Source organism: Helicobacter sp. NHP22-001 (assembly GCF_030270165.1).
Classification (GTDB): domain Bacteria; phylum Campylobacterota; class Campylobacteria; order Campylobacterales; family Helicobacteraceae; genus Helicobacter; species Helicobacter gastrofelis.
The window spans coordinates 1-12,370 of record NZ_BSWS01000005.1 but is presented as its reverse complement, the minus strand read 5'-3'; the positions used below and the strand labels follow the sequence as shown (position 1 = coordinate 12,370).

At 45.9% G+C, this 12,370-nt stretch carries 9 protein-coding genes; all 9 read right to left on the bottom strand.

Annotated features, from left to right (window positions below; translation table 11 throughout):
• Positions 1-393 precede the first annotated feature (393 nt).
• Complete coding sequence (locus tag QSJ47_RS04985) at positions 394-2,034, bottom strand: ABC transporter ATP-binding protein (protein ID WP_221271207.1); 1,641 nt, start codon at positions 2,032-2,034, stop codon at positions 394-396.
• Positions 2,031-2,231, bottom strand: coding sequence for a copper-binding metallochaperone CopP (gene copP / locus QSJ47_RS04980; RefSeq protein WP_221271206.1), 201 nt, complete (start codon positions 2,229-2,231; stop codon positions 2,031-2,033). Before copP ends, QSJ47_RS04985 begins: the two co-directional genes overlap by 4 nt.
• Positions 2,232-2,233: 2 nt before the next feature.
• Positions 2,234-4,393 carry a heavy metal translocating P-type ATPase gene (locus tag QSJ47_RS04975; RefSeq protein WP_285602635.1) on the bottom strand — a complete coding sequence of 720 codons (2,160 nt, stop codon included), beginning with the start codon at positions 4,391-4,393 and terminating at the stop codon, positions 2,234-2,236.
• 12 nt (positions 4,394-4,405) lie between these two features.
• A complete protein-coding gene (pssA, locus tag QSJ47_RS04970; protein WP_285602634.1) occupies positions 4,406-5,104 on the bottom strand; it encodes a CDP-diacylglycerol--serine O-phosphatidyltransferase in 699 nt (232 codons plus the stop codon).
• On the bottom strand, positions 5,104-7,017 hold the full coding sequence (gene ftsH, locus QSJ47_RS04965; protein ID WP_285602633.1) for an ATP-dependent zinc metalloprotease FtsH: 1,914 nt from the start codon (positions 7,015-7,017) through the stop codon (positions 5,104-5,106). Before ftsH ends, pssA begins: the two co-directional genes overlap by 1 nt.
• Positions 7,018-7,034: 17 nt before the next feature.
• On the bottom strand, positions 7,035-7,928 hold the full coding sequence (gene prmA / locus QSJ47_RS04960) for a 50S ribosomal protein L11 methyltransferase (protein ID WP_502875121.1): 894 nt from the start codon (positions 7,926-7,928) through the stop codon (positions 7,035-7,037).
• Between the two features lie 6 nt (positions 7,929-7,934).
• Positions 7,935-8,309: a chemotaxis response regulator CheY gene (locus QSJ47_RS04955; RefSeq protein ID WP_015107116.1), complete on the bottom strand. Its 375-nt coding sequence runs from the start codon at positions 8,307-8,309 to the stop codon at positions 7,935-7,937.
• Between the two features lie 111 nt (positions 8,310-8,420).
• The gene (locus tag QSJ47_RS04950; RefSeq protein ID WP_285602631.1) at positions 8,421-9,791 is read right to left on the bottom strand and encodes an McrC family protein; all 1,371 of its coding nucleotides are present in this window, start codon (positions 9,789-9,791) and stop codon (positions 8,421-8,423) included.
• Positions 9,788-12,205, bottom strand: coding sequence for an McrB family protein (locus QSJ47_RS04945; protein ID WP_285602630.1), 2,418 nt, complete (start codon positions 12,203-12,205; stop codon positions 9,788-9,790). The genes QSJ47_RS04950 and QSJ47_RS04945 overlap by 4 nt, the downstream gene beginning before the upstream one ends.
• Between the last annotated feature and the right edge of the window lie 165 nt (positions 12,206-12,370).

Genomic DNA, 12,370 nt, shown 5'->3' with positions numbered 1-12,370 from the left:
TTCTAGGTATTACAGAACATAGAAAGACTGCTTATATTTTGGACTTAAATCCAAGACAACCTATTCATTTAGTAAAAAATCCACCAAAGGCTACCATTTATCCAACACGCCACTTTTAAACGATATTCCAAGAAATGATCACAGACTACCATTGTGTGCGATTTAGTATGACCAAGGCGACTATCTGCGATATCTCTTATTAGCACAAAAAGGACCTGAAACTTCATCGCCTTAAATTAGGAATAAAAGTAAACTTTGATTTGCTAATGGCGATAAAAGCCAATTAAACTATCTAGATGGTTATTTTTTGGTCATTCCACAAAAGAAACCAACCCTAAAAACCACGGGGAGGTGGACCTATAAAAAGGAAGTGGCAAACAAAAACCTAGCCTTTTAAATTAATCGACCCCCCTCCAAGTGATAGACGCAATCTGCCATTTCTAGGCTAGCGGGGTTATGGGAGATGATGATGATGAGGCGGTTTTCTCTTAGGCTGTAAATGGTTTGTTTAATGTTCTCTTCGGTGTGGCGATCAAGGGCAGAAGTGGCTTCGTCAAAAATAAGGACGCTTGCGTCTTTGTATAACGCCCGTGCAATGGCAATCCTTTGGCGTTGCCCCCCGCTCAAATTCGCCCCAAACTCCTCTAAGGTGGCTTCAATCCCGCCCAAATTCTGCACGAACTCTAACGCCTGTGCCTGCTCTAGGCATTTTTGCACCCTAGCCGTGTCAATGTCTAGCCCATAAGCGACATTCTCGGCGACTGAACCGCTGAAGATAAAGACTTTTTGGGTAACAATGCCTATTTGTGCCCTTAGACTCTTTTGTTGCAAGTCTTGTAAGGGGATGTTGTTGATGGTGATTTGCCCGCTTGTGGGCTCGTATAGGCGTAAAATGAGATTCACCAAAGAGCTTTTACCGCTCCCACTCTTGCCCTGCAGGGCGACAATTTGGTTAGCCTGTAGGTTTAGGTTAATGTCTTGCAAGGCTGGGGCGGAGTTGTCTTTATAAGCAAGGCTGACATTTTTGAAGTTAATTTCTGTAATGGGTTGCTCTAAAGTCTGTGCCCCATCCATAATAGCGGGTTTTCTCTCTAAAATCTCGTAAATCCTCTCCCCTGCCACCAACGCCTCTTGAAAATTAGACGCGATCCTTACGATCCGCTTTAAGGGGGTGTAGAGCATGAAAAGGGCAGTGATGAAAGAGAAAAACGCTCCCACGCTAATATGCCCCCTAATCACCTCCAAACCGCCTAGATAAATCACTAAAGCAATGGCGATGGAGCCCAAAAACTCCATTAAGGGGCTGGAGATTTCGGCGTATTTAATGCTCTTTAGGCTCAAGTTAAAGAAGGCTTGGTTTTCTTTTTGAAAGGCTTGCAACTCTAGCTTTTCGCCATTAGAAGTTTTAATCACCTCGACGCTGTGGAAAATCTCGGACAATCTAGCGGTCATGCGGGCGTTGGTTTCTTGGTTTGCTTTGGAGAGTTTTTTCACTTTTTTAATGATTTTGCTTAAAGGGATCGCCGCTAGGGGCATGATGATGAGCCCCACAATGGAGAGTTTGGGGCTTTGGTAAATCACCACGCAAATAAGCCCTATCACGCTGAGTAACTCTCTAACGCTTTCAGCTAAGTAATTTGACAAACTCGCCCGAACTAAAGCGATGTCGTTGGTGATGCGTGAAATCAACTCGCCCTTGTGGGTGCTGTTGAAAAAGCCCATCTCCATACGCAACATGGTTTCTAGCATTTTATGGCGTAGGTTTTTGATGATGTCTAAGCCAATGAAATTTGTGAAGTAGGTTTGTATGTAAATGCCCCCACTCTTACCCAAATACGCCACAATCACCAAAAAAGGCAGGACACCAAGCATATGCGTGTCTTTTTTAATGAAAATGTCATCTAGGGTGGGTTTGACTAAATAAGTCCCCCACGCTGTGCTAAGAGCCACAACGATAGACGCTAGCACAATCCACACAAACGAGCTCACATGCCCCTTTAAAAAGGGGGCAAAACGCCTAAAAAACAGCCTCACGCTAGGGTGTAGCCCGCGTCTAAAATCGCCTCTTTAATGTCCTCTAAGGTCGCTGGGGGGTTAAAGGTTACCGCCACTTCTTGTTGCTCTAACTTAACTTCAATATGCTCCACGCCCTCAATTTCGCCCACAAACTTCTCCACTTTATCCACGCAATGATCGCAAGTCATGCCCTCAACTTTTAGCACTTCTTTCATAATTATCCTTTGATTTTTTTATGCACGCCCCTTAAGCGTTGGGCGTTAAACACCACGCTTAAACTGCTAAGGCTCATCGCTAGGCTGGCTAGCATAGGATTTAGCATGAAGGGATACGCCACGCCACAGGCTAGGGGGATTGCCAGCGCATTATAACAAAAAGCCCAAAACAGGTTTTGTTTAATGTTTCTAATCGTGTATTGGCTTAGTTTGATCGCGTGCAAGGCCGCGCTTGGGTGGTTCTTTAGGCTTAGCACATCGGCGACTTCTAAGCTTGCCCCACTGCCTAGCCCCATCACCACCCCCACATCGCTTTTAGCTAGAGCCGGGGCATCGTTTAAGCCATCGCCCACCATCATCACCACCGCCCCGCTTTTTTGCAAGTCCTCTAGGGTGGATAATTTGTCCGCCGGCTTCGCCTCTGCTTTGTAGTCTAAATTTAAGGCACTTGCCATTTTTGCCACACTTGCCTCTCTATCGCCGCTTAAAAGCAAGGTTTTAAGCCCAAAGCTATGCATCGCCTCTATCGCCTCTTTTGCCCTCTCTTTAAGCTGGTCTTCAAGCACGATCAGCCCCAAGATTTTATCTTGCGTGCCAAAGAACACCCCAATCCCCTCAAACTCCCCTAAAGTATTGGGGGTATTGAAAAAATCTAAGCTCCCGGCTAAATACACATGCCCTCCAATCTCTCCGCTTAAGCCTAGTCCCGGGGTCGCCTTCACCCCCCTAGCTTCTAGCAAATGCACCCCTTGAGATTTGGCGTACTCCACAATGCCCTTTGCGATCACATGCTCGCTTTGGGCTTCTAGACTGGCACACAGGCTTAAAAGCTCTAATGTCTTTACACCGCCGGCCGTGCGGACTTCCTTCACTACGGGTTTGCCTAGCGTGATGGTGCCCGTTTTGTCTAGCAAAACATGGCTAACGTCCTTAGCCTTCTCTAAACTCTTAGCGTCCTTGAAAAAGAGCCCTAATAAGCCTGCCTCTTTTTGTGCCACTAACAAAGCCATCGGCGTGGCTAACCCCAAAGCACAAGGACAAGAGATCACCAGCACGGCGATAAACACCTCCAAAGCCTCTTTAAAGCCCCCCTTAAACACCCACACGATAAACGCCAAGCTGGCTATGGCGATCACAATGGGGACAAACACCCCTGCCACTTGGTCGGCAAGCCTTGCAATGGGGGCTTTAGAGCCTTGTGCTTTGGCGATTAAATCTAGGATTTGTGCCAGCGTGCTTTGCGCCTTGTTGTGGGTGGCTTGCATTAAAAAGGGGGTGTTGGTGTTGAGTGTACCTGCAAACACCTGAGAGCCCTCTTTTTTGAGCACGGGCACGCTTTCGCCACTGAGCATCGACTCGTCTATCTCGCTCGCTCCCTCAATTAAAACCCCATCCACAGGGACATACGCCCCGGGCAAAACCCTTAAAATGTCGCCTTTTTGAAGGCTCTCAATCTCCACCTCACGATCTTGCCCCTCTTGCACCTTGAGGGCTTTGGTGTTGTGCTCTTGCATGAGCTCTTGCATGGCTTGCACGGCTTTATCTTTAGAGCTTTGCTCGACCCGCTTGCCGCCCATCACAAAGAGTAAAATCACGCACACACTCTCAAAGTAATAACCCTCAATGCTTGTGTGGCTCAACACTCTAAAGAGCAAGACAAGGCTATAACAAAATGCCGCACTGGTGCCTAGAGCCACTAGGCTATCCATATTCGGCTGCCGTGCCCACAACGCCTTAAAGCCGTGTATGTAGAAATTACGCCCCATGTGCATGACAACTAAGGTCAAAATGAGTTGTGCTAAACCATTGTTAAAGGGGGCTTTTAAAAAGGCGGGCAGGGGCAAAAGGGGGGCAAACATAGACAGAGTGAGCACCCCCAAAGTGCCTAAGAGTGCAAAGAGTAGTTTAAGATTGGGCGTTAGAAAAGTCGGCTCAAGCAAGTCTTTCAACGGCTTTTTTTGGGCGGTGTAGCCCAGCTTAGAGATTTGCTTAAAAATGTCCTCTAGGCTGGCTTGGCTTTCATCATAGACCACAAAGGCTTTTTTGCTGAGTAAATCCACCCCCACCTCTTTGACATACGCCTTACGACCCAAAGAGCGTTCAATCCCACTCGAGCATGCGCTACAAGTCATGCCCTCAATGTAAAACTGCGCCTTTGTCATTATGTCCTCCTATCATTTGTGTTTAAAGACAATCCTAGCCATGAGAAAAACCCAACGAAGCAGCCCGTAAAAGAGATAACAGAACATAAACGAGCCCAGCACCTCCAAAGGGCGCACAAAGAGCAAGAGCAAGAAGAGCAAGAGCAAGACAAAGAGTTTTAAATTCCATTGCACTTTTTTAAAATTGGGGTAGCGGATATTGCTCACCATCAGCACCCCCAAAAACACAATGTAGGCTAGAAAGAACTTACCCCAGCCCTCTTGCAACACCCCATATTTGTTATCGATCAACACCCCCAGCACCACCAGCACCGCCGCACTAGGGATGGGGATACCGATGAACGAATAAGGGTCTGTGGTTTGGGTCGTAACATTAAAACGGGCTAGGCGGATTGCCCCAAAAATCACAAAAAGCGCACAAGTCGCCATGCCCCACCTCCCATAAAAATGCCCCACATAAAAGTAAGCGATGAGGCTTGGCGCCACCCCAAACGCCACGACATCCGCTAGCGAGTCGAACTCTAGCCCAAACTTGCTCGTGGTGTTGGTAAGCCGTGCTATGCGTCCATCTAGCCCGTCTAAAACTAAACTACCCACCACCATCCAGCACGCCACGATAAACTCCCCATGCGAAGCATAAAGCATCGCCATCACGCCTAAAAAAATGCTGCTCGCCGTGAAAAGATTGGGGAAGAGATAGAGCGGTTTCACTAACTTGCGTGTTCCTCTAGGGGCACAAGGCGGCTTTGCAGATTGTGGCTTGTCTCATACTCGCTAATGATCTCACGCACCCTTTCACCCGTGATCACTTCTTTTTCAAACAGCTCATTTACCATCACTTCGATCGCCTCTTTATAGTCGCTCAAAGTCTGCTTGACATGCGTATAACGCTCTTCTAGCAAGGTTTTAATAAAGTGGTCCATTTGTTCGGCGGTTTTCTCGCTAAACTCTCTAGGGCTGCCAAAGCCCCCCCCTAAAAACGAATTGCGTTGCTTTTCTAGCACCATAAGGCCGCTCACATCGCTCATGCCATAGTAGCTCACCATGCCCTTGATAATGTCAGTCGCCCTTTCTAAGTCGTTGCTCGCCCCCGTTGAAATCTCTTGTAAAAACACATCTTCAGCCGCCCGTCCGCCTAAAAGCACATCAATCTCGGCGATCAGCTCGTGTTTTTGCATGAGATATTTATTCTCTTCAGGGGTGTTTAGCGTATAACCTAAAGCCGCCATGCCCCTTGGGATAATAGACACCTTATTTACCCGTGCTGAGCCCTTTGTCATCTCGCTAATCACAGCGTGTCCGCTCTCGTGGTAGGCGACGATCTTTTTCTCTTTGGGCGAAATGCGGCGGCTCTTTTTCTCCAGCCCGGCAATGCCCCTTTCTACCGCCTCTTTTAAGTGCTGTTGCTTGACTTCTTTTTGGTTGTTACGCCCGGCTAAGAGTGCCGCCTCGTTAATGATATTGGCTAAATCCGCCCCAGCTAGCCCAGCGGTGAGCTTGGCGATCTCTTGCAAATCTACATCGTTAGCCAGTTTCACGGGCTTGATATGCACCTTTAAAATCTCCACCCTGCCATTGAAGTCTGGTTTATCCACCAAGACTTGGCGGTCAAAGCGCCCGGGGCGTAGAAGGGCTGGATCTAAAATCTCGGGGCGGTTGGTGGCGGCAAGCACGATCACGGGGGCGTTCTCTGAGCCAAAGCCATCCATCTCGGCTAAAAGCTGGTTTAAGGTTTGCTCCCTTTCATCATTGCCGCTAATCATCCCACCAGCTGCCCGGCTCTTGCCGATCGCATCGATCTCATCGATGAAGATAATGCTCGGGGCTTCTTTTTTAGCAATGTCAAAGAGATCACGCACCCGGCTTGCCCCAAGCCCCACAAACATCTCAATAAAGCTACTACCCCCCATTGAAAAGAAAGGCACGCTTGCCTCGCCTGCCACCGCCTTAGCTAGTAAAGTCTTGCCTGTGCCGGGGGGGCCAACTAAGAGCACGCCTTTAGGGATTTTCGCCCCCAAAGAAGCGTAGCGATCGGGGTATTTTAAAAAATCCACGATCTCCACGACTTCCTCTTTCGCCTCTTCATTGCCCGCCATGTCGTTAAAGCGGACTTTGGGTTTCTCGGCATTGATGAGCTTTTTAGAGCTGCCCATGCCAAAAATCCCCCCGCCCATGTTCTTTTGCATGCGGCTTGCCATAAACATCCACAAGCCCAAAATCACCAACACGGGCAAGAGCCAGCCTAAAATCTCGGTGAAAAAATTAGACTCGCTAAAGCCGGAGTAATTGATCTTTTGTGCGTCTAGTAGGGGGACCAAGGAGAGATCGGGCACTCTCTTAGCCACATAGATGATCTTAGAGCCCCCTTCTTTGCTCGTGGCTTTAATCAAGGTCTGCCCGATACTCACGCTATCCACTTCTTTTTTCTCAATCAACTCTTTCATCTCGTGGTAGCTGATATTTTTCGTGCTGGTGGATAAAAAGCGCTCCCCAAAGCCGTCATCGCTATTCATCACCCGCATCGCCACGATCGCCACAAGGATAAACACCACGATCAAAACCAAGGGGTTTTGTAAAATGGGCTTTTTGGGGCTTGGATCGCCCGGTCCTTTGTTGTTTTCCATACAATTCCTTACAATGTTTAACTTTTAGATAAATGCAAACACACCCACTCGTTTTCTTGGGTGCGTTTTTTTAGTTTAAAGGCTTTTAAATAGGTTTCTAAAACGCTTTGCTCGTACTTGTCTAAAATCCCTGATAAAAAAACTTCTGTTTGGGCGTGGCTTGCCTTTAAAATCTCGGCATAAAGCCCGATAATCACGCTCGCCACAATATTCACCACGATCAAATCGTAGCCGCCCCCCTTGATTGAGCCTAGCCAAAGGTCTTCATAAGTGGCGTGGTTTTTAGAAAAATTCTTTTTAGTTTCCTCAAGGGCTAAAGGGTCTATGTCGCATAAATACGCTTTAGCCCCCTTTTTGGCTAAAGCTAGCCCTAAAATCCCACTCCCACAGCCCACATCTAGGGCGGATTTACCCCCCACCTCAAGGGGGCTAAAGGCTTGTAAAAGCAGTCTTGTGCTTTCGTGGTGTCCCGTGCCAAAGGCTAGGCTTGGATCAAGGCTTAAACAAATGGGGGCGTTTAAGGGCTCTTTAGCCCAGCTGGGGTTAATGGCAAAATCCCCACACACAATGGGTTGCACGCCGGCTTTATACGCCTCGATCCAGTCTTTATTTTCGTGTTGTGCGCTGTGGTGGTAAAAGCCCACCGCCAAGCCTATACGGCTAGACAATTCAGTGCAAAAGCCCTCTAGTGCCTTTAAAAGGGGCTTGGGATCGTGGGGCGAATAGATAATAAAACCCTCTTTAGGTAAGGGTGCTGTGCCCTCTTTGGTGCCCAAAAATGCATAGGGCAAGTTAGGGGCTTTGGCTTCTTCGATCGCCTCGTGGGTGAAGTCCAGCAAAAAGGCACTGAAGAGATCGGGGTGGTCTGTGGGTAAAATGATCGTTTTGAAATAGACTTCTTGCAAGAGCACGCCTATTTAGTCATTGGTCCCCAACACGACTTCTAATTTTTCCTTCAGCACTTGCGGGGTGAAGGGTTTGACGATATAGTTATTCACCCCAGCTTTTAAGGCGGTGATCACCTCCGCCTTGCCCCCCTCAGTGGTGATCATGATGATGGGTAAATCTTTAAAACGCCCGTCAGATCGCACCTTTTTGACTAAATCTAGCCCATTCATCTCGGGCATGTTCCAGTCGGTGATCAAAACCCCTGTGGTGTCGTTAGCGTCTAACTTGCCCCACGCCTCCACGCCGTGCTCGGCTTCTAAAATGTCCTCATAGCCCAAGCGTTGCAAGGTGTTTCTAATGATTCTTCTCATGGTCGAACTGTCATCCACAATTAAAATTTTCAATCTCGCTCCTTATTTTGGTGCACCGCCAAAAATCAACGCACCATTCTAACATATTTATTTAACCTCTAGCTTTAAAGCCCCACAGCCCAAACCCGCTTCAAACCGCTAAAATCACAGCGGAAAAAATTTAATGAGAAGCTCGATCTCTTTGCCTCCAACAACTTTAGGCTTAAAGGTTAAATCTTGTATCTTTTGGGTTTCTTGCTGTGGATACACCAACCACACGCACACCTCCTTAGCGGGGGTGCAAGTGGCGTATTTGCTCGCATACGCCCACATTTGGTAAAGGTCGGCGTGTGCGATGTCTTTTTGCGCATTTAATGCCTTCCATTTGGTGTCTAAAATGGTGATTTTGGTCTCCTCTCTTAGCACAATGTCGGGGCGCATTTCAAAGCAATTATTAAGGTTGTCGCAAGTTGCACCATAGCACATTAGATACTTGCGGTTTTGTTTTTGCAAGGTAACTTGATACCCCCCACTTTTTTGCACCCAAAACCCCACAAAGTCCTCAAAAAGCCTTTCCATAGGAAACAGCAATGCATAGGCACGGCTTGCTCCGCTGTAGGGGGCTAGGGACTTTTGACGCAAGAACAAATCACACCATGTTAAAAGGTTTTCATACTCCTTAAAACGGCTCGCTTGTGTGCTTTTAGAAAAATCAGTGTCTATATCTTTATCCTTACTCGGTTTTACTTCATCAAAGACAAAGGACGCAGCATTTAAGCCCTCTTGGTTCTTAGGGCTTAAACTCAAGGTTTTAAAAAGCTCTAAAACCGCCTTAATGAGACGGTTAGGGGCAACATCTAGGCTATATTCATCGCTAGAAGTGTAAAAGCGTTCTTTGTGTATCAAATTTTTTTGTAGGTGTGTGCTAAATTCTAACTTGCCCTTAAGGTAGGGGCGATTTTGTGAAATATTTAAATAATCCCGCTTTAGTCCCCGTTTTATAAGAGTTTGGCACTCTTGTAAAAACGCTTGGATAAAGACATCTAGTAGGGGCAATTTTGCGTCTTCTAGGTTGGAAAACCTGTTTTGTTTAAAGGGGGTGTTTTTGAGTGTGGCTAGGCAATTGTAAAGCACTTGTTTGGCGTAACAAAGGGGGCAAGAGGGGACTTTAGGGGGGCTTGGCACACTTTTAGGCTTTAAAAACTCTTGCACTTGCCCTTGAAACTCTAGGGGGTTAAATTTAGGGATTTTTTTAGGGCAGTTTGGGGCATGCTCTTTTAAATCCCGCCCATAAATCTTAGGTAGAATCTCCACGCTAAAACCTTGCACTTGGATCAAACCCACATAATTTTGTGTCCTTAGGGTGTGTTTATTTTTAAAGCGTAAAAAGATATGGTTGCTTTCTTGGTGGGCGAAGTCTAAAAGAGCCTCCCATATTTTGGGAGCTTTCTTCCTTTTCTCCCCTAGACACTCCTCGATGTTCGCTTGGTTGAACTCTTGGTATTCGGCTAAATACAGCGTGGGCGTGGTTTTCATGGATTAGGGGTTTGCTCTGTCGTTTCGTTGCTCTGTGCTTGGCTAGCATCTTTATAAATCTTTATAAATGTTTCAACACCCCACCCACTCGCCTCTGTGATTTGGTAAATCTTTTTATCGGTGTCTATAAAATCCCCCAAAAGTTTTTGCAATGCGCTATCCATTGTTTTTTCTTTTAACATGTCATTGTTGTTAAGCACCACATTGATTTTGGCGTGGTCGTCATAAAAATACTCTTGCAAAAGGGGGATGATTTTATCCTTAAAACATTCTTGCAAGCCCTCTAAGCTGTCTAGCCCTAAAAAGTAAGCATGCCCAATTGTGTGGTTTTGATCGAGCAAAAACTCTATGCGGGCATTCATCGCCTCTAAGAGAGATTGCAAATTGACCCCAGCGCAATCCGTGCTAAGCAAGCTTGAATTAGGCAACATTTCTATAAAGACAAATCTACGACGCAAAGCGGTGTCTAATAGGGCAATGGAGCGGTCGGCGGTATTCATTGTGCCGATGATGTAGAGATTCTTGGGCACACCAAAAAATTCCTTTTCTTCTTCTCCCTTTGTCTCCTCTATTTCTTTATTTTCCCTCTCTTGATGTTGGTTCTTCTTTTGACCTTGACTATAAGGCAATATAACCCTTAACTCCTCATCATTGCCTATGCGTTTGCTTTCCTCTATAAGCGTGATGAGTTCGCCAAAAATCTTAGAGATATTGCCCCGGTTGATCTCGTCAATGATGAGAATGTAGGGGAGTTTGTCGGAGTTTTGTGGGGATTCTTCGCGCATTTCAAGAGGTGGTTTGGTTAAATTTTGCTCCTTAAGATATTCAGCCTCAAATGCCGTGAGTTTTTTAAGGAGGGCAAAGCCGTAGGTGTCATGGGATCTGTCCACATCTCTTGGTCTTTCAATTCCTTTACTTTTATCTTTGGAATACAAATTGTGTAATGCATCCTCTTGGATTGTTTCCTTATCCCCTTGTGTATTGATGATGATTGAAAAACTTAGACCATCTTTTTTGTCCGCCCACACAAGTTCTTTTTGTAACCCTGTATGGAGTGCAACTAAACATTGCCCCCTATTTTCTTTTTCTTTCTCCAAAGAAGAAATAAAGGATTTTAACAAGGTGTTCCAATAACCCAAAGCAACTTCTGCCACTTTTTTAGAGGTGGGTTGTTCCAAAGATTCTTGAGCCTTTTGGCACATTTGCTTAAAAATCCCATTTTTAATGGGGTAGGTCACCTGCCCCTTGTTATCCACCTCCGGCTTAATCCCCTCCACAAACTCTTCATAACCATAACTTTGGTGGAAGGTAACAAAGCCAATACGCCCCTTTTGTTTATAAGAGTCAAAGAGGGCTTTAGCCTCTGCGCGCTCCATTTTTTTAGTGTCGTGCCCTAAAATCTCTAAGGCCTTGTCAATGGTGTAGTGCGTTTTGCCCGTGCCCGGAGGTCCATAGAGGATTTGGTTTAATGGGATTTTCATAGTCTTTCCTTTGTGGTTTTCTTGGGGGGTATGTGGATCACTGCTCTTTTTAAAGTCATTAATGGAGATTGTGTGGAATTTGTCAATGCACCATAAAAATCTATCTATAATGTCCCGCATAAATGCCTCTAAGGTGGTGTAAGTATAAAGGTAGTCGTTTTTATAGACAAGGTGCCTATTTTTGCCTGAAAAAAGTTGCGGATAAGCCCGACATTTGTGACACATCTCTTTGTGCTTTTTATCTTTATCCAAATAACCTAAACCTATGCAACAAACAAATCCTTTTGGGGGAACATTGATAACTTCTTTGTCATGCCAGTTATAACCCACCCAAAGATCAAAGCCTCGAATGTCACCCTCTTTTCTAATGTTGACAAATTCCCCATCTACACCCCCTACAATTTTCGTGCGGAAAAAGGCAAGTCCCGGATACCCTCTTTCTTCAAAATTTGCAACCTTAGCACGCACAAAACACTCATACCCCCAATCCCTAGCAAAGTTGTTTAGCTTCCTTTCAAGGGCATTGCGCTCACTCTCCAAAGTCTGTATTCCCTCCTCCACAGCCCTATCCACTAAATCCACAAACTCTTGCAACAGCTTTAAAAATGTCTGTCTTTGCTCTGCGCTCCACTCTACTTTTTCCACACTATCTCCTTTAAAGTCCTCTAGGGGGATCGCGTTAAATGCCTCTACCAAGTTTAAAAAATCATCCGCGATTTTATGGATCGTGTCTAAATGGCGGTTTTCATATCCAAGTGGGCGATCGTTGCCAAATAATTTTTGATAAGCAACGCACTTTTGGTATTCTTCCAAACCCTCATCGGCGCGCCCTATGTAAAGGTCAAAAAGCTTGGGTTGTTCCTTGCGCAAATAGGCAAACCAAATATAAAAGCCTTTTTGTGGGGTTAGCTTTTTAGGATCGCTAAACCACACATTTAAGGTGTCTTGCCTAAAAAAGGCGATCGCCGGTGCGTTGGCTAAATTGCCAAACCGTTCTTACAAACCTATAAAACCGCATAAAATCCTATAAAATCCTATCAATAGAAAAAAATTTTAAAGATTGCGGTTTTTGTTGTATTCCTGTTTCTACCATGCTGG